The sequence below is a fragment of the Streptomyces sp. NPDC027672 genome, assembly GCF_055566335.1.
The window spans coordinates 192,622-209,798 of the sequence record NZ_JBVHSO010000006.1; the positions used below are offsets into that span (position 1 = coordinate 192,622).

15 protein-coding genes and 1 riboswitch are annotated in these 17,177 nt (G+C 73.2%); of the genes, 7 read left to right on the top strand and 8 right to left on the bottom strand.

Annotated elements, in window-relative coordinates; translation table 11 throughout:
* Positions 1–211 precede the first annotated feature (211 nt).
* On the bottom strand, positions 212–694 hold the full coding sequence (locus ACZ4SV_RS16705) for a hypothetical protein (protein ID WP_365883955.1): 483 nt from the start codon (positions 692–694) through the stop codon (positions 212–214).
* 192 nt (positions 695–886) lie between these two features.
* Between ACZ4SV_RS16705 and ACZ4SV_RS16710 the strand changes: the two genes are divergently transcribed.
* Positions 887–2,047, top strand: a complete 1,161-nt coding sequence (locus ACZ4SV_RS16710; RefSeq protein ID WP_468005343.1) for a PP2C family protein-serine/threonine phosphatase — start codon at positions 887–889, stop codon at positions 2,045–2,047.
* 108 nt (positions 2,048–2,155) lie between these two features.
* Positions 2,156–3,493, top strand: a complete 1,338-nt coding sequence (locus ACZ4SV_RS16715) for a hypothetical protein (RefSeq protein WP_468005028.1) — start codon at positions 2,156–2,158, stop codon at positions 3,491–3,493.
* 5 nt (positions 3,494–3,498) lie between these two features.
* Here the strand turns inward: ACZ4SV_RS16715 and ACZ4SV_RS16720 are convergent, their stop codons facing one another.
* Complete coding sequence (locus ACZ4SV_RS16720; protein WP_468005030.1) at positions 3,499–5,454, bottom strand: YncE family protein; 1,956 nt, start codon at positions 5,452–5,454, stop codon at positions 3,499–3,501.
* A 112-nt stretch (positions 5,455–5,566) separates the two neighbouring features.
* Positions 5,567–5,815, bottom strand: a complete 249-nt coding sequence (locus ACZ4SV_RS16725; protein WP_468005032.1) for a hypothetical protein — start codon at positions 5,813–5,815, stop codon at positions 5,567–5,569.
* 65 nt (positions 5,816–5,880) lie between these two features.
* On the opposite strand from ACZ4SV_RS16725, the gene ACZ4SV_RS16730 reads away from it, so the two are divergent.
* Positions 5,881–7,224, top strand: coding sequence for a helix-turn-helix domain-containing protein (locus ACZ4SV_RS16730; RefSeq protein ID WP_365881614.1), 1,344 nt, complete (start codon positions 5,881–5,883; stop codon positions 7,222–7,224).
* Between the two features lie 3 nt (positions 7,225–7,227).
* Here the strand turns inward: ACZ4SV_RS16730 and ACZ4SV_RS16735 are convergent, their stop codons facing one another.
* A complete protein-coding gene (locus ACZ4SV_RS16735) occupies positions 7,228–8,019 on the bottom strand; it encodes a hypothetical protein (protein ID WP_468005034.1) in 792 nt (263 codons plus the stop codon).
* A gap of 242 nt (positions 8,020–8,261) precedes the next feature.
* Between ACZ4SV_RS16735 and ACZ4SV_RS16740 the strand changes: the two genes are divergently transcribed.
* A complete protein-coding gene (locus tag ACZ4SV_RS16740) occupies positions 8,262–9,227 on the top strand; it encodes a nucleoside hydrolase (protein ID WP_365881610.1) in 966 nt (321 codons plus the stop codon).
* A gap of 15 nt (positions 9,228–9,242) precedes the next feature.
* On the opposite strand, the gene nicT is transcribed toward ACZ4SV_RS16740, so the two are convergent.
* Positions 9,243–10,325, bottom strand: a complete 1,083-nt coding sequence (gene nicT / locus ACZ4SV_RS16745; protein WP_468005036.1) for a Nickel transporter NicT — start codon at positions 10,323–10,325, stop codon at positions 9,243–9,245.
* A 27-nt stretch (positions 10,326–10,352) separates the two neighbouring features.
* Positions 10,353–10,536: riboswitch (cobalamin riboswitch) on the bottom strand.
* A gap of 78 nt (positions 10,537–10,614) precedes the next feature.
* Between nicT and ACZ4SV_RS16750 the strand changes: the two genes are divergently transcribed.
* Together ACZ4SV_RS16750 and ACZ4SV_RS16755 are read left to right on the top strand one after the other, a co-directional pair.
* Positions 10,615–10,965, top strand: coding sequence for an ArsR/SmtB family transcription factor (locus tag ACZ4SV_RS16750; protein ID WP_365881606.1), 351 nt, complete (start codon positions 10,615–10,617; stop codon positions 10,963–10,965).
* An 80-nt stretch (positions 10,966–11,045) separates the two neighbouring features.
* The gene (locus ACZ4SV_RS16755) at positions 11,046–12,704 is read left to right on the top strand and encodes a glycoside hydrolase family 13 protein (RefSeq protein WP_468005038.1); all 1,659 of its coding nucleotides are present in this window, start codon (positions 11,046–11,048) and stop codon (positions 12,702–12,704) included.
* Here the strand turns inward: ACZ4SV_RS16755 and ACZ4SV_RS16760 are convergent.
* Positions 12,701–13,438, bottom strand: coding sequence for a DUF4142 domain-containing protein (locus tag ACZ4SV_RS16760; RefSeq protein WP_365941502.1), 738 nt, complete (start codon positions 13,436–13,438; stop codon positions 12,701–12,703). The two genes, ACZ4SV_RS16755 and ACZ4SV_RS16760, sit on opposite strands and share 4 nt — an antisense overlap.
* A gap of 299 nt (positions 13,439–13,737) precedes the next feature.
* Here ACZ4SV_RS16760 and ACZ4SV_RS16765 point away from each other — a divergent pair, with 299 nt between their 5' ends.
* Positions 13,738–14,685 (top strand): MIP/aquaporin family protein, encoded by a 948-nt coding sequence (locus tag ACZ4SV_RS16765; protein ID WP_397968063.1) that lies wholly within the window; start codon positions 13,738–13,740, stop codon positions 14,683–14,685.
* A gap of 84 nt (positions 14,686–14,769) precedes the next feature.
* Here ACZ4SV_RS16765 and ACZ4SV_RS16770 read toward each other — a convergent pair whose 3' ends face one another.
* A complete protein-coding gene (locus ACZ4SV_RS16770) occupies positions 14,770–15,120 on the bottom strand; it encodes a cytochrome C oxidase subunit I (protein ID WP_365883874.1) in 351 nt (116 codons plus the stop codon).
* On the bottom strand, positions 15,117–16,838 hold the full coding sequence (gene ctaD, locus ACZ4SV_RS16775) for an aa3-type cytochrome oxidase subunit I (RefSeq protein WP_468005041.1): 1,722 nt from the start codon (positions 16,836–16,838) through the stop codon (positions 15,117–15,119). Before ctaD ends, ACZ4SV_RS16770 begins: the two co-directional genes overlap by 4 nt.
* Between the last annotated feature and the right edge of the window lie 339 nt (positions 16,839–17,177).

Consider the following 17,177-nt stretch of genomic DNA (forward strand, 5'->3'; position numbering starts at 1 on the left):
GCGGCGGAAGAACCCTTTCAGCGCAACCGGCCTCCGTACCCCGGTGCTCCGGGGTGGGCGGTGTTCCGGTGGAGGGTTCGCCCGGACGGGTGTTTCCTGGTGCTGGTGGGATTGATGGGGACAGGGGAGCGCGTGGGCCCCGGCCGGACCGGCCGGGGCCCACGCGTGTCCCGCCCGGCTCAGCGGACGCGCCGCCCGGCCACGCGCCTGCTCAGCGGACGCGCCGCCCCGCCGCGTCCTCGTGGGTGTAGTAGCGGTAGAAGAGCGCGACGAAGGTGCCCGCGGCCAGCACGAGCGCGATCAGCACCGCCAGCCACACCGGAGGCGTGGACTGGATGTAGAGGAACCCGAAGGCCGCGCCGGTGAACGCCGACCACGCCAGCGCGTGCACCTCCCGCCGCAGCCGCGGGGCCAGGGTCAGCAGCGCCGCCAGCAGCACGCCGAACACCAGCGCGGTGACGAACCCGAACAGCAGGTTCCAGCCGGTGACGGGACCGCCGAAGCGCCGGTTGGCCGCGGCCCAGTAGCCGTAGAGCAGGCCGAGCACGACCGGGGCGGCGCGCCGGGCCATCCGGTGGGCGCGCTCGTCGAAGACATCGGGCGGGCGGGCGCGTGCGCCGGTCTTCCGGCCCTCCGCCCCGGGCGTGCGATCGGGCCGGAACATCCCGCCGGACGTGGGTGCCGCGTGCGTCATGAGGGCACTCCTCTCTCCTCGTCGTTCCTCGTCCCCGATCCGCCCCCGGCTTCCAGGGCACACCGGGGCACCCGGCCCGGCAACTCGGCCGGGCGCGGCCCGGGAGGCGCCGGTGCCCGGATGCGCGCGGCGGGCCGCCGTGCTTCGCTGAGGGAATGGAGGGCTGATGGAGGGCTGCCGGCCGTGACGCAGATGGAGTTCGGGCGGCGGCGCCCATTGCTGCGCATCTGCGGGCGGGGCGTCGCGTGGCTGCCGCCCATGCTGCTGCTCGTCGGCATCATCCTGCTGGACTTCAACACCGGCGAGCGGTTCCGGATCGTCTCCTGGATCGTCCTCGTCCCGGGCATCGCCGCCGCGATCTGCGGGCCCTGGATGACGGCCGTCTACGGAGCGGTGTCGGTGCTGACGTACGTCCTCGTGGACAGTGCCTGGCCCGATCAGTACCAGGCCGGGCTCGCGGACTTCATCCTGGTCGCCCTCGGCGGTTTCCTGGCCACGCTCGGCGCCCTCGTGCGCGGCCGCCAGGAACGGCAGGTCCTGCACATGCAGGACATCGCCGACACCACCGGGCGCACCGTGCTGCGCCCGCTGCCGCCGGACTGGGCCGGCCTGTCGCACGCGGGCGTGTACCTGGCCGCCGACGTCGACGCCCGGGTCGGCGGCGACTTCTACGACATCCAGCCCGGCCCGCACGGCGCCCGGGTGCTCGTCGGCGACGTACAGGGCAAGGGACTCGGCGCGGTGGAGGCCGCCGCGGCGCTGCTCGGCACCTTCCGCGAGGCCGGCTACCACGAGAAGGACCTCGCGACCGTCGCCGAGCGCCTGGAGATCCGGATGCTGCGGCACCGCTGCCACACCGCCGCGCTCGGCCACAACGACGGCGACCGGTTCGCCACCGCCGTCCTGCTCGGCTTCCCGGCGGACTCGCCGGACACGGTGGAGATCGCGAACTTCGGCCACGAGCCGCCGCTCGCCGTGGGCCCGGCCGGGGTCCGCGAGCTGCCCAGCGGCGACGGGGCGCCGCTCGGCCTCGGCGACCTGGCCGGCCTGCCGCCCGTGCACCGGGTGCCGCTGGCCGGGGACGAGACGCTGCTGCTGGTCACCGACGGGGTGACCGAGGCCCGGGACCGGTCCGGCGCCTTCTACGAGCTGGCCCGCGAGGTGGACCGCGCGGTCCGCGCCGACCCGGAGCGCACCGAGCCGCACCGCCTGGTCCGCCTGGTCCGCGACGGCGTGCTGCGGCACAGCCGGAACCGGCTGCACGACGACACGACGATCTTCGCGCTGCGCCCGCTGAGGAGCGCCGCGGACACCCCGGACGAAGACCCCGAAGAGGGACGTTCGCGGTCCTGAGGCTCCGGTTCGCGGTGCCAGCGGCTACGGTGCTGGCTGGAGAGCGGATCTACGGGATCCCCGGGCCCGGCGGGTCCATGGGTCCACAGGGTGACAGGGGGACGCGCGATGCCCGGAACCGTGCTGCTGCTCGCGGCCGCGCCGCTGGGCCGGAACCGCCTGGTGGACGCGGGCGGTGTGCTGCCGGTGCTGGCCGCCGTCGCACCCGCCGTGCTGTCCGGCACCGACACCGCGAACATCGTGGAACTCGCCGACCCCGTGCAGCCGCAGGCCGTGCTCACCCGGCTCCGGGCCGCCGCGGCCGCGCCCGGACCGCTCACCGTGTACCTCACCGGGCAGCTCCACCTGGACCGGCGCCAGCACCAGCCGCATCTGGCGCTGGCCCGCACCACCCCGGCCACCCTGCGCTACACCGCGCTGCCCTGGCAGTGGATCCGCGAGGAGCTGCGCCTGCGCTCGGCCGCGGACACCGCCCTGGTCGTCGACCTGCACGCGGACGCCGAGGCCTGGCGGTACATCGGCGAACGCGGCCTGGACTGCGGCCCGCACACCGCCGTGTACGGCCGGGTCGCCCCGCCCGCCGGCCGGCGCGGCCTGGCCGAGCCGGCGTACATGAAGACGGTGGCGACCCTGCTGCGCAGCGGCCACCGGCCCCGGCTGGACATCCTGCACGGGCAGGCGCTGGCCCGGATCACCGAGGAGACCCACGGCAACCTGCTCCTGGCCCACACGGGAGGCCCGATGACGGGGGCACCGGTGGTGGGAGGTCTGGTGGCGGGGGCGCCCGTGACGGGGGCGCCCGTGGCGGGAGGTCCCATGGCCGGGGTGCCCACCGCGGACAGCTCCGTGGCGGGGGTCCCCGCGCAGGGCGGCGCGGGAGCGGCCCGCAGCGGACCGCCCCTCGGCGGACCGCACGTACCCGCCCCCGCCCCCGCCCCCGCGGGCCCGGCTCCGGTGCCCACGGGCACCCCGGCGGACGCCCCGGCCCCCGGCCCCCGTGCCCCCGGACCCCGCGTCGCCGTAGAGGATCCGCACGCGCTCGTCAGTGCTGCCGTGCGGGGTGGGCGGCATGGGGAGGCCGACGGGATCGCGGCGCGGCATGAGGAGGAGGCCGTGCGGGCGCACGGCGCCGCCTCCGAGCAGGCGCTGCACTGGCGGGAGGTCCGGGCGGACCTGGCGATGTTCGCGGGCGACCCGGTGGCGAGCTGCCGGGCCTGGCTGGCGGTGGCCGAGGACCGGCTCGCGGCGGGGCAGGCGGCCGACGCGCCCGCCGTGGAGTCGGCCGTGGACCGGGCCCACCACCAGTGGGCCCGGATCGAGGACACGGCGCGGGCCCGGGAACTCGGGCCCGCGCTCGCGGAGCTGCGGCACCGGGTGCCGGGCCGCCGGCACGGCGCGCTGGAGGACATCCGGCGGCAGCTGGTCCGGCTGGAGACGGCCCGGTAGCGCGCCTACTTGGTGAAGGTGAAGTACTTCCAGGCGCCGTGCGTCGTGGAGTTCACGCTGTCACCGGAGGAGCCGTTGATGTACGACGAGCGGACCCGGAACCGCCAGCCGACGTCCTGGCCGTGGTCGCCGGTGATGCTGACCCGGGACACGCCGTCGGAGCCCAGCTTGAAGTACGCGGGGTCGCCCGGGTACCAGCGGCCCTGGTAGTACACCTGGTACTCGAACTTCTGCGCCCGCCCCCAGTAGTACGACATCTTCGTCGTGATCAGCGGGTTCTTCGTCTTGTGGAAGAAGTAGTAGGTGTGATTCCACACCGACTTCGTCTTGTAGTGGTTGCCGACCGACGTGGACACGCTGACCTTGGCGCCGACCGTGCTGGCGGCGGAGGCCGAGGTGTACCGGGAGTCGCCCGAGAACTTCGCGGTGACCTTGGCGTCCCGCTTCAGGTCCAGGGTGACCGACAGGTTGCCGTGCGAGTCGACCTTGCCGGTCTTGACCCGCTTGTTCGGCTTGTCGGAGCCGAACGGGTCGGCCCAGATCTCCACCGTGCGGTTCTTGTACGTCGTACCGAGGTGCGCGGTGAACTTGACGTCCTTGCCGTACGCGTACACCTTGCCGTTGTTGTTGATCGTCAGCGACGGCTTGGCGCGGGAGACCGCGACGGAGTCGGCGGCCTTGGCGCCGGTGTGGGCGGCGTCGCCCTCGTAGGTCACCGTGTACGTGACCCGGCCGCCGGACGGAGGCGAGTCGGTGAAGGCGAACTTCCCGCCGGTGCCGAGCGGCTTGGTGCCGAGCGACTTGCCGTCGGGCGACTCCATGTCGGTCCGGGTCACCTTCAGCGGCGTGCCGGCGGGCAGCGCCAGGCCCGAGGTGAGCTTGCCGGTGACCTTCAGGGACTTGGCGCGCGGGGCGGACGCCGGGGCGTCGACGGTCAGCTTCGTCTCGTAGGCGCGGGGCCGGTCGATCCGGTGCAGCTTGGCGGACGAGCCCGGATCCTTCTGCACGAACAGCTTCGCGCCGTCCGCCGACCAGCTGATCGCGTGCGCGCCCCACGGCATCCAGTCGTGCGAGACGTTGCGGACGCTGGGCCTGGCCGGGCCGTTGGTGAAGACGTAGGTGTCGCCGATGTCGTCGGTGTCCAGCACGGTGGCCGCGACGGTGCCGTCCGGGGCGATGCTCACCGTCTCCGGCTGGTCCTTGACCGGGTAGGTGCGCACCTCGGCCAGGTCGGAGAGCCGGTACTCGGTGAGCGCGCGGGTGCCGGGGCCGGCGACCACGATGTCCTGGCCGTCGGGGGTGAGCGCCGCGTCCTTGTAGAAGCCGCCCTTGTCCGCGCTGACCCGGATCGCCGGGGTGGCGGTGGACACGTCGTACACGACGACCGGGCCGGAGCTGATGCTCGCGTCCAGGGCGACCAGCGTGCCGGGGTTGTCCGGGTCGGCGTACAGCTTGGGCGGGTCGGCGAAGTCGTGCCCGCCGGCCAGGTCCAGGGTGACCGTCGGCGTCCCGGTGGTCAGGTCGACCACGCCGAGCCCGGACTCCCACTGGTCGCCGTAGCCGAACCAGAGCCTGCCGTCGGCATAGGCGACGCTGGAGGGCGCGGTGCCGGCGCCGGTCGGGTACTCGGCGGTCACCGTGAGCTGCGTGGTGTCGATCGCCACGATCTTGTCGGCGCCGTACAGCGCCGCGTACAGGGTGCTGCCGTCCGGGCTCAGCTCCAGGTCCCTGACCTGGGGCAGCCCCGGGATCCGGCCGGTCACCTTGCCCGTGGTGTCGGTGACCACGATCTGGTGCTGGTACCGGTCGGCCAGGTACAGGTGGTGGCCGTCCGCCACGGTGTCGCCGGCGTCCGAGAGCGGAATGGGCCGGTCGGTGTCGGCGTACGACGGCACCGCGAGGGCCGTCGGGCCGATGAGGGCTGCCAGGATGGCGGCAGCCGTGAGAGAGCGCTTGCGCACGCTGATGTCGAACCCCCCGGAACGAATGGAAAGTGCGGCACAGATTAGGTCATGCCCCCGACAACAAGGGCGGCGCTCAGGGTTTTTCCGGAATTCCGGTACGGCCTCGTGATCAACGCGGCGGCTGATCCGGGAGGAAAGGCGCGCGCGCTCCCTCGCCGGGGGCGTCCGCCACGTGCGCGCGGTGCACCGCCGGGGCGCTGGACGCCGCGCGGGCCGGGCCGGCGTTCGCCGCGAGGAGCAGGGTCGTGGTGGCGATCACCGCGGCCGTTACGGCCCTGCGCGCGGTGGGGCGTGCGTAGGGTGCGGATGTACGTCCGGACACGGCGACCTCGCAACACGACAGCGGCCTGTCAAGCATGCTTAATACGCCGTTTAACCTAGGCGCTGCCGGACGGTGACGGCAAGAGCGGCCAGGGGGCGCGGATGCGGGAACGGGACGAACCGGAGGTCATCGGCCGGCGGGTGCAGCGGCTGCGCGGCCAGCGGGGCCTGACGCAGCGGCAGGTGGCGGAACCGGCGTACACGCCGGCCTACATCTCCACGCTGGAGGCGGGCCGGGTGCGGGCCTCGGACGAGGCGCTGCGCCATATCGCCGGCCGGCTCGGCGTGGCCTTCGAGGAGCTGGCCGTGGGCCGGCCCGCCCACCTCGCCACCGAGCTGCGGCTGCGGCTCACCGAGGCGCAGCGCGTCCTGGCCGACGGGCGGGCCGAGGAGGCCGCCGCCCAGTACGGCGTGCTGCGCGCCGAGGCCGCGGCGCACGAGCTGGCGGGCGAGCAGGCCGCCGCACTGCTCGGACTGGGCGAGTGCGCGCTGGAGACCGGCGAGCTGACCCGGGCGCGCGAGTACTTCGAGCAGGCCGAGGAACGGCTGTCGGGCCAGCCGCTGCCGGCCCGGGTGCCCGCCCTCCGCGGCCGGGCCGTGGCCCACTACCTGGCGGGCGAACTCCGGTACGCGGTCTACCTTTTGGAGACCGCGCTGGACGAGCTGAACCGCGGCGGGCTGCACGACCCGGACGCGCTGCTGCTGCTCTACGCCAGTGTCATCGGCCCGTACATGGACATGGGCGCCCACGCGCGCGCCGCACAGGCCGCCGAGTTCGCGCTCGCGCTCGCGCCGCGGGCCGGTGATCCCGCGCTGATCGCCCGGATGCACCGGTCGGTGGCCCGGACGCTGCTCGCCGAGGGCCGGATCGCACAGGCCGACGCCGCGCTGGCCAAGGCGGCCGAGCTGTACCGGCAGCTGCGGCTGCGCACCGAGCTGGCCAACTGCCACTGGATGCGCGGTTACGTCTGCGCGCAGAACGGCGAACTGGAGCGCGCCGAGGAGGAGTTGCGGCAGGCGTACGCCATGCTGTCGGAGAGCCGCGCCGCGCTGTACCGCAGCCAGGCGGCCGTGGAGCTGGCCGACGTCCTGCACCGCCGGGGCAAGTCCGGGGAGGCGGCCGGGCTGCTGGAAGGCGTCCTCGGGGACTTCTCCTCCGAGCGCGGCGCCGTCCACGCCGCCGCCGCGCACCGTCTGCTCGGCATCATCGCCGAGGACGCCCGGGACACCGAGGCCGCCGAGGAGCACTACGTCCGCGCCCTGAGCCTGCTGGAACGCGCGGGCGCCGCCGGCGACCTGGCCGACCTGTGCCGTCTGCTGGGCGACCTGCTGCGCCGCACGGGCCGTACCGAGGCCGCCCTGGACGCCTACCGCACCGGTCTGCGCCACCGTGCCGCGCCCGGCACCACCACCCTGGGCCCGGCCCCGGCCCAGCCGCCGCTGTGAGCCTCACACCTGGGCCAGGCCCTGCCGGCGGATGTCGGCCAGGCGCAGGGCGCCGATCTGGACGGCGGCCTGGGTGGCGTCGTTGGGCACGTCGCCGAGACCGCCGTTGGTGAGGGCGAAGGCGTCCTCGCCGACCCGGACGGCGGCCACGTCCAGGGTGAGCAGGAAGCGCTGGTCGTCCGGTGCCGTCCCGGCTACGGTGACGCGCAGGCCCTGCCGCACGTCCCCGACCTCCGGCAGCGGCGCGTCCACGACCTGCACGTCCTCCACGAGGCCCTGCTCGGTGACGGCCGTGAACCGGGCGCAGCGCACCGGCAGCGTGCCCAGCCAGGCCAGCGCCGCGTCCACGTCCGCCGGCCGGCGCCCGGCGATCTGGAAGCGGAGCTGGGCCTCGGTGTCGGCGTCGTCCAGGCCCACGGCGACGCGGGCCGGGGCGCCGAGGAGTTCGTCGCCGTAGAGGGCGTCCAGCAGCGGCTGGCACTCGCCGGCCGAGGTGCGGCTCTTGAGCAGCCCGTCCCGCCAGGTGGCCGCGCCGCGCGTGGCGGTCCAGGGGGCGCCCAGGTCGGTCTGGGTGAGCAGCGCCGCCTGCGCCTGCTCGTCGCTGAGCGTGGAACCGTCGGCCCGCGCCGACGCCCTGGGGGTCCGGCTCGGCGGATCGACCGTGGGCAGCGGATGCGGCGCGCTCGCCGGGTGGTCGAGGCTCAGGGCCGCGCAGCCGCCGCCGAGCAGCAGGGCCGTGGCGAGGAGGGGGCGCTGCACGGCACGGGGTATGCGGGGGCGTATCGCGGGGGACATCGAGGCCTCCTGGCTGCGCGCGGCCGGCGAAAACTCCTGCTCTCACGGCACCACCGCCGCCCCGGCCCCACCAGCGCTCCGGTCCGTACGGGTGAGCGGGCCGTGGCCGCACGGCCGCCGAGGGAGAAGCCGGGGAGCGCGGCGCGGGCCGGCTGCGGGCGTCCCGGAACCGTGGATGCCGGGGACGGCCGGTCCCGGCGCGCCGGGGTGATCTATCGTCGGCTCGACGGAAGGAGTCCGCCGTGACCGGTCAGCCCATTCCCGTGATCATCGACTGCGACACCGGGGTCGACGACGCCCTGGCCCTGCTCTTCGCCGTACGCCACCCCGGGCTCGACCTCAGGGCGGTGACCTGCGTGGCCGGCAACACCGACGTGGACGGCGTGGTCCGCAACACCCTGACCGTGCTGGAACAGGCCGGCGCCCCCCGGGTCCCGGTGGCCCGGGGCGCCGAGCGGCCGCTGATCGAGCCGGCCCGTACGGCGCCGGTGCACGGCGTCGACGGCATGGGCGACCTGGGGCTGCCCGCGCCCGCCCGGACCGCCGCCGACGTGGACGCGGTGACCTTGCTGCACCGGGAGATCCTCGCCTCCCCGCGCCCCGTCACCCTGATCCCGACCGCCCCGCTGACCAACATCGCGCTGCTGCTGCGCACCCACCCCGAGGTGACCCGGAACATCGAGCGGATCGTGTTCATGGGCGGCGCCGTGACCACCGGCAACGCGACCCCGGTCGCGGAGTTCAACGTCTGGCACGACCCGGAGGCGGCGGCCATCCTGCTCACGGCCGGTGTGCCGGTCACGATGTACGGCCTGGACGTGTTCACCCGGGTCGTGGTCCCCGCCGAGGAGGTGCACCGGCTGCGCGCGAGCGCCGAGCCCGGCACCCGGCTGGCCGGCGAACTCCTCGCCCACCGGCCCACCGCCCAGGGCGAGGCGCCGGAGGCCGAGGAGGCGGGCGGTCTCGGCGACGCGGGCGCGGTGTGCGCGGTCGCCGACCCGGCCGGCCTCACCACCCGGCGCCTGCCGGTCGAGGTCTCCCTCGCCCCCGGCCCCACCCGGGGCCAGACCGTCGTCGACCGCCGCCTGCGCCCCGGCGAGTCCGAACTCCACGAGGGCGGCCGCGAACGGGCCCTCGTGGACGTGGCGCTGGACGTGGACGTCGACCGGTACGTGCGGCTGTACCTGGAGACGGTGGCCCGGCCGTAGCGTCCGGGGCGGCGGTCAGCCCGAGTCGGCGGGGCGGGGGGTCCAGCGCTGTTCGACCTTGGCCACCTTCCAGTACGCCAGCGCCGCCGCCCACACCACCACGAACAGGCCGACGATGAGATAGCCGACGTTGTCCAGGTCCAGGCCGGCGATCCAGCCGGTGACCTCGTCGTGCAGGCCGAACTTCTCGTGCAGGACGCCGACCAGCTCGATGGTGCCGATGAAGAAGGCGACGGCGATGGACAGGCCGGTGATGGCGAGGTTGTAGAACACCTTGCGGACGGGGTTGGAGAAGGCCCACTGGTAGGCGAAGTTCATGAACGTGCCGTCGAGGGTGTCGAACAGGCTCATCCCGGCGGCGAACAGCAGCGGCAGGCACAGGATCGCGTACCAGGGCAGGCCGGCCGCCGCGCCCGAGCCCGCCATCACCATCAGCGTGACCTCCGTGGCCGTGTCGAAGCCCAGGCCGAAGAGGAAGCCCAGCGGGTACATCTGGCCGGGCCGGGAGACCGACTTCGTCAGCCGGCCGAGGACTCGGTTCATGAAACCGCGCGAGTCCAGGTGCGCCTCCAGCTCCCTCTCGTCGTAGGTGCCCGCGCGCATCGACCGGAACACCTTGAGGATGCCCGCCAGCGCGACCAGGTTCAGCGCGGCGATCAGGTACAGGAACGTGCCGGAGACCGTCGTGCCGAGGAAGCCGAGCACCTGGTGGGTGGCCGAGCCCTCGTTCATCACCTTGCCGGCCAGCGAGGTGCCGCCCGCGATCAGCAGGGCCAGCAGCACCACGACGCTGGAGTGGCCGAGCGCGAACCAGAAGCCCACCGACACCGGCCGCTTGCCGTCGGCCATCAGCTTGCGGGTGGTGTTGTCGATCGCCGCGATGTGGTCGGCGTCGAAGGCGTGCCGCATGCCGAGCGTGTAGGCGGTGATGCCGAGCCCGACCCCGAAGACGTCACCGCCGACCGTGTAGTGCTCGGGGGTGACGAGCAGGAAGAGGATGCCGAAGGCGACGGCGTGCAAGGCGACGATCACCGCCAGCAGTCCCGCCGTCTTGACGGTGTCCTCGCGTCGCCAGCGGAAGACAGCAGCATTGGCCATAGGTTCACGCTCCAGCACCTCGTGGATCACTTCGTGAGTGCCGTGGCCGGTCTCCTGGCTTACGGGTCGTGCGTCCGCCGTTCCTGCCTTCCCGGTCGTAGGACCAGTGGCCCGGCGCGTGCCGGACGGAACGGGAACTCCCCGATCACAGTGGCGAGGGCCGCGTCGACCTTGCATCGACTTCCCGAACACCACGGCCCGCCCACCGTAGAGGGGCACGTGGTTTCCTGCATAGCTGCGTACCTGCGCAGGTATTCAAGATCACACCGCTGCCTGGGAGGATGGGGGCATGCATCTCGTGCCTGCCGACCGTGCCGGCCGCCGGACCATCGACGGTCACCGGGTGTGCGAGGCGATCGCCGCCATCGGTGACGCCGGCCGTCTGCGCGGCTGGGCCGACCGCTTCTCGCTCCTGGCCGACGCCAACCGGCTCGCGCTGCTGCTCGCCCTGCACCGCACCGGCCCGCTGGCCGTCTCCGACCTCGCGATCGCCACGGGCATGAACGACCCGGCCGTCTCCCAGGCCCTGCGGCTGCTGCGGGCGGCCGGCGTGGTGGCGGGCGAGAAAGAGGGGCGCGTGGTGCGCTACCGGGTGGTGGACGCGGAGGTACAGGGCTTGTTGGAGCACTGCACCGCCTGACCGCGCGCGCGAAGGTTCCCTTTCCGGGCAAGGTGGACAGATACAGGTTCTGTACCGTCGTCCGTCCCTTGGGAGCCCGTATGGCCGACCTCTCGCCGGACCTCTCGTCCAGGAACCCCGACTGGTGGCGGCAGGCCGTCGTCTACCAGGTCTATCCGCGCAGCTTCGCCGACGCCGACGGAGACGGCCTCGGCGACCTGCGGGGCGTCACCGAGCGGCTGCACCACCTCGCCGCGCTCGGCGTGGACGCCCTGTGGCTGAGCCCGTTCTACCCGTCCGAGCTCGCCGACGGCGGCTACGACGTCATCGACCCGCGCGGGGTCGACGAACGCCTCGGCACCCTGGACGACTTCGACGCCCTGGTCGCCGAGGCGCACCGGCTCGGCCTGAAGGTCGTCGTGGACGTCGTCCCCAACCACACCTCCCACCTGCACCGCTGGTTCCAGGAGGCGCTGCGGGCCGGCCCCGGCTCGCCCGCCCGGGACCGGTACGTCTTCCGGCCCGGCCGGGGCGCGCACGGCGAACACCCGCCCACCGACTGGCAGTCCGTCTTCGGCGGCAGCGCCTGGCGCCGGGTGCCCGACGGCGAGTGGTACCTCCACCTCTTCGCCCCCGAACAGCCCGACCTCGCCTGGGACCACGAGGAGGTCCGCGCCGACTTCCGCGCCACCTTGCGCTTCTGGTCCGACCGGGGCGTCGACGGCTTCCGGGTGGACGTCGCCCACGGCATGGCCAAGGACCTCACCGAGCCGCTGCGCGACCTCGGCGACATCGGCGCGACCGGCGAGGCCGCCCTGCCCCGGATGGCACCGGGCAGCCACCCCTACTGGGACCGCGACGAGGTGCACGAGATCTACCGCGACTGGCGCAAGGTCTTCGACGCCTACAGCCCGCCGCGCACGGCCGTCGCCGAGGCCTGGGTGCCGGGCCCGCGCCGCGCGCTGTACGCCCGCCCGGACGAACTCGGCCAGGCGTTCAACTTCGAGTACCTGGAGGCGGGCTGGGACGCGGCGGAGCTGCGCGAGGTCATCACCGGCTCCCTGGCCACCGCCCGCTCCGCCGGGGCCTCCGCGACCTGGGTGCTGTCCAACCACGACGTCGTACGGCACGCCTCCCGGCTGATGCTGCCGCCCGGCACCGACCCGGCCGCCTGGCTGCTCTCCGGCGGCACGGCGCCCGCGGTCGACCCGGCGGCGGGGCTGCGCCGGGCCCGCGCGGCGACCCTGCTGATGCTGGCGCTGCCCGGCTCGGCCTATCTCTACCAGGGCGAGGAACTCGGGCTGCCCGAGGTCGCCGATCTGCCCACGGAGGTGCTCCAGGACCCGATCTGGGAGCAGACCGGCCATGTCCGCAAGGGCCGCGACGGCTGCCGGGTGCCGCTGCCGTGGACGACGACCGGACCGTCGTACGGCTTCGGGCCCGGGGCCGGCTGGCTGCCGCAGCCGGCGTCCTTCGCCGGCTACGCGGTGGAGGCGCAGGCCGGCACCGAGGGCTCCACGCTGGAGCTGTACCGCACGGCCCTGCGGCTGCGCCGCAAACTGCTGGCCGGCGAGACGCTGGACTGGGCGCCGGACGCGCCCGCCGACGTGCTGGACTTCCGCCGCACCGACGCCTGGCGCTGCGTCACCAACCTGGGTGCCGGACCGGTGCCGCTGCCGGCCGGTGAGGTCCTGCTGTCCAGCGCGCCGCTGCCGGCCGCCGGCACGCTGCCCCCGGACACCACCGTCTGGCTGGCCTAGGGCGTCCGGCCCGGGGCCGGCGCCGCCCCGGGGGTGCCGCCCGCGATGCCGTCGATGTCCACCGGTGTGGCGGTGGCCGTCGGCGGCGGGGTGAGCACCACCTGGGGCCGGCCGGCGGACGGGGGCGGCGGGGTCAGGTCGGAGTCGGGCAGCTTGGGCGGGGTGGTCTGCTGGAAGAGGGTCTGGTCGAAGTCGACCAGACCCGTCTTCTCCATCACCGTGATGTGGTCCAGGACGGTGTCGTTGGCCTGGTCGGCGAGGGCCCGCACCAGCGCGTTCTTGGTGGTGGAGCGGATCTTGGCGATCGTGTTGAAGATCGAGCCGTGCGTCATCCGCAGGATGTTCGCGAAGTCGGTGTCGAACCGCCGGCCGCTCTCCGCCTCCAACTGGCGCACGAAGCCCTGCTGCTGGGGACTGGCCACGTCGGGCAGCGTGATGTCCAGCATCGGCGCGATCTTCCGGCAGGTGGTGTCCAGCGCGGCGTGCCCGTCGATGAGATGCCGGCTGGCCGTGCGCACGCCCTCGGAGGCGCCCTTGCGCAGCCCGATCCGCCCGACCGGGTACTCCCACAGCCCGGCCGCCCGGACCTTCACCACGAAGTCCCGGTCCTGCTCGGTGAGCGGCCCCCACTGGGTGTCGGCGATGACGCGGTCCTGCGCGGTGGAGACCGTGCTCAGGCCGAGCATGCCCGGGTAGGCGAGCGCCGCGAGGGTGAGGGCCATCGCACCGCCCACGAACGCAGTTCCCGTCGCGTTCCGCGAAAAGCGCACCGTTCCTCCTGCTGGGGTCGCGTCCGGCGTTCGGACGCACAGCAGTACGGACGCGGGGGCCGTCCGTATCAGCGTCGCGGGCAAAGAATCCTCCCGGTCCGCTGACCGGAGGCCGAACGCTCCCGCGGGACCGCGGCGGTCCTCTTCCGGACGGCCGGAGCGGGTTCCTGTACGGGTGATGCGGGACGTTCACCCTGCACGGCGTGGCTTTATGCCTCAATATAGGGACATTGGCCGCACTGCTCTCTTCAAAGGGGGCCTCCATGGCTGTCGACATCCCCGCGCTCGTCAAGCCGTCCCGTCTCAGAAGCCGGGGCGGCCTGCTGGGCGAGTGCCTGGCGGAGTTCCTCGGGACCTTCGTCCTCATCTGCTTCGGCTGCGGTGTGGTCGCGATGGCGGTCGCCGCACTCCCCGGTTCCGGCCGGGCCGCCACCCCCACCACGATCTTCCTGGCCGCCGGCGACTGGCTGCTCGTCACCTGGGGCTGGGCCCTGGCCGTCATGTTCGGCGTCTACGTCGCCGGCGGCGTCAGCGGCGCCCACCTCAACCCGGCGGTGACCCTCGCCATGGCCCTGCGCCGGGGCTTCGCCTGGGCCAAGGTCCTGCCCTACTGGTTCGCCCAGGTCGTCGGCGCGCTCACCGGGGCGGCGCTGGTCTACCTCGTCTACCACGACGCGATCAACACCTTCGACCGCACGGTGACGGCACCGAAGGTCGACGGGCACACGAACACCACGTTCTCGATCTTCGCGACCTTCCCGGCCCCGTACTTCCACGGCGGCATCTGGGGCCCGCTGATCGACCAGATCGTCGGCACGGCCCTGCTGCTCATGCTGATCGCCGCCGTCATCGACCTGCGCAACCAGGCCGTGCGGGCCAACCTCGGGCCGCTGGTCATCGGCTTCGCCGTGGCCGCCATCGGCATGTCCTACGGCGCCAACGCGGGCTACGCGATCAACCCGGCCCGTGACTTCGGCCCGCGCCTGTTCACCTACGCGGCCGGCTGGGGCAGTCTGGCGTTCCCCGGCAGCGTGTCCGGTTCCTTCAGCGCCTACTGGTGGATCCCCATCGTCGGCCCGCTGATCGGCGGGGCGATCGGCATCCTGGTCTACGACCTGTTCATCGGCGACGTCCTGGTCGTCCGCTCCCAGCTCGCCGAGCTGCCCCCGCCGGGACGCTCGACCCCGGTCCGCACGAGCGACGAGGACTGACATCGGGGGGCGGCCGGACCGGTGGCGCCGGTCCCGGAGGTCAGAGCCCCGGGCGGCGGACGGGCGGCGAGCCGGTCCCGGGGGTCAGAGCGCGAGCAGGAGCGTGGCCAGGGCCGTGCAGCCGGCGCACACCGCGAGCGTCACGGCCACACAGCGCCGCCGCAGGGCCGCGTAGCGCTGCTCGTACTCGGCCCGCAGCGACACGCACCGGGCGGCGATCCGCTCCAGGTCCGCCCGGGCCCGGCGCAGGCTGTCGGTGACGTAGCACCGCTCGATCTCCTCGCGCTGGGCCGTCGTCAGCCAGTCCAGCGGGCCGGTGAACTCCCGCGCCCGCTGCTCCGCCTCCGCGATCCTGGCCTGCCACAGCAGGTAGCCCTCCACCTCGTTGCCGAGGTCGCCGCCCGCGCCGGTGTCCCGCTGGGGCAGACCGCTCATCCGCGGCTCCGGTCGCTGGTGGGGATCTCGTAGCCCTCCTGCTCCCGCATCGCGATGTCCGGGTGGTGCAGGTCGAAGGCCGGGGACTCGCTGCGGATCCGCGGCAGGGTCACGAAGTTGTGCCGGGGCGGCGGGCAGGACGTCGCCCACTCCAGCGAACGGCCGTAGCCCCATGGGTCGTCCAGGGTGACCGGTGTGCCGTAGCGGGCGGTCTTCCACACGTTGTAGAGGAACGGCAGCATCGACAGGCCGAGCAGGAAGGAGCTGACGGTCGACAGCGTGTTCAGCGCGGTGAAGCCGTCCGAGGCCAGATAGTCCGCGTACCGGCGGGGCATGCCCTCGGCGCCCAGCCAGTGCTGGACCAGGAAGGTGCCGTGGAAGCCGACGAACAGCGTCCAGAAGGTGATCTTGCCCAGGCGTTCGTCGAGCAGTTTGCCGGTGAACTTGGGCCACCAGAAGTGGAATCCGGCGAACATCGCGAAGACGACCGTGCCGAACACCACGTAGTGGAAGTGGGCCACCACGAAGTAGGTGTCGGAGACGTGGAAGTCCATGGGCGGCGAGGCCAGGATGATGCCGGTCAGCCCGCCGAAGAGGAACGTCACGAGGAAGCCGGTCGCCCACAGCATCGGCGTCTCGAAGGAGACGCTGCCCTTCCACATGGTGCCGATCCAGTTGAAGAACTTCACCCCGGTCGGCACGGCGATCAGGAAGGTCATGAAGGAGAAGAACGGCAGCAGCACGGCGCCGGTGACGAACATGTGGTGCGCCCACACCGTGACCGACAGGCCGGCGATGGCGATGGTCGCGGCCACCAGGCCCATGTAGCCGAAGATCGGCTTGCGGGAGAACACCGGCAGGATCTCGGTGACGATGCCGAAGAACGGCAGCGCGATGATGTACACCTCGGGATGGCCGAAGAACCAGAAGAGGTGCTGCCACAGGATCGGCCCGCCGTTGGCCGCGTCGTACACATGGGCGCCGAAGATGCGGTCGGCGGCGAGCGCGAACAGCGCGGCGGCCAGCACCGGGAAGGCGAACAGGACCAGCACACCGGTCAGCAGCACGTTCCAGGTGAAGATCGGCATGCGGAACATGGTCATGCCGGGCGCGCGCATGCAGATGATCGTGGTGATGAAGTTGACGGCGCCGAGGATGGTGCCGAAACCGGAGAACGCCAGGCCCAGGATCCACATGTTCGCGCCGAACCCGGGCGTGCGGATCGCGTCGGACAGCGGGGTGTAGGCGAACCAGCCGAAGTCGGCCGCGCCCTGCGGGGTGAGGAAGCCGCCGACCGCGATGAGCGAGCCGAACAGGTACAGCCAGTAGGCGAGCATGTTCAGCCGCGGGAACGCCACGTCCGGCGCGCCGATCTGGAGCGGCATGATCCAGTTGGTGAAGCCGGCGAACAGCGGGGTGGCGAACATCAGCAGCATCACGGTGCCGTGCATCGTGAACAACTGGTTGTACTGCTCGTTCGAGATCATCTGCAGACCGGGGCGGGCCAGCTCGGCCCGGATGATGAGTGCCATCACCCCGCCGAACAGGAAGAACGCGAACGACGTCGACAGGTACAGCGTGCCGATCGTCTTGTGGTCGGTGGTGGTCAGCCACTTCACCACCACATTGCCGGGCTGCTTGCGCCGGACCGGCAGCTCGTTCTCGTACGAGTCCTCGGCTGGCGTGGCACCGCCCTCAGGTTCGTTCAGGATGCTCACAAGTGGTCCGTCTCCCGATGTTCGCGTCCGCCCACGACATGACGTCAGTCACCGGCCATCCTCACCGCACGAGGGCGGCCCAGGGCCTCTGAGCGGCCGAGGTGCGGCCGTACGGGTGAGGGATACACCCGGATGCAGCAGCGGGGCGGCGACACGGAGGGTGGCGACGCGGGCGGCGCGGGGTGACGGGCGGCGGCCGGGCGCGGCGGGGAGGCCGGAACGGACCGGTCCGCGCCGGGCGCTCACGCCGTATCCGCCGGGCGTCTAAGTTGTATCCGGCGCGCTTGCGCCGTTTCCGCCGGGCGTCTGAGCCGTACTCGGCGCGCTTGCGCCGCTTCG

Coding starts and splice junctions, on each gene's coding strand:
- ACZ4SV_RS16735 (WP_468005034.1), bottom strand. CDS start 8,019: ATGTCCCCCGCGATACGCCCCCGCATACCCCGTGCCGTGCAGCGCCCC.
- ACZ4SV_RS16755 (WP_468005038.1), top strand. CDS start 11,046: ATGGCCGACCTCTCGCCGGACCTCTCGTCCAGGAACCCCGACTGGTGG.
- ACZ4SV_RS16705 (WP_365883955.1), bottom strand. CDS start 694: ATGACGCACGCGGCACCCACGTCCGGCGGGATGTTCCGGCCCGATCGC.
- ACZ4SV_RS16765 (WP_397968063.1), top strand. CDS start 13,738: ATGGCTGTCGACATCCCCGCGCTCGTCAAGCCGTCCCGTCTCAGAAGC.
- ACZ4SV_RS16710 (WP_468005343.1), top strand. CDS start 887: ATGGAGTTCGGGCGGCGGCGCCCATTGCTGCGCATCTGCGGGCGGGGC.
- ACZ4SV_RS16750 (WP_365881606.1), top strand. CDS start 10,615: ATGCATCTCGTGCCTGCCGACCGTGCCGGCCGCCGGACCATCGACGGT.
- nicT (WP_468005036.1), bottom strand. CDS start 10,325: ATGGCCAATGCTGCTGTCTTCCGCTGGCGACGCGAGGACACCGTCAAG.
- ACZ4SV_RS16770 (WP_365883874.1), bottom strand. CDS start 15,120: ATGAGCGGTCTGCCCCAGCGGGACACCGGCGCGGGCGGCGACCTCGGC.
- ACZ4SV_RS16725 (WP_468005032.1), bottom strand. CDS start 5,815: ATGCTTGACAGGCCGCTGTCGTGTTGCGAGGTCGCCGTGTCCGGACGT.
- ACZ4SV_RS16730 (WP_365881614.1), top strand. CDS start 5,881: ATGCGGGAACGGGACGAACCGGAGGTCATCGGCCGGCGGGTGCAGCGG.
- ACZ4SV_RS16715 (WP_468005028.1), top strand. CDS start 2,156: ATGCCCGGAACCGTGCTGCTGCTCGCGGCCGCGCCGCTGGGCCGGAAC.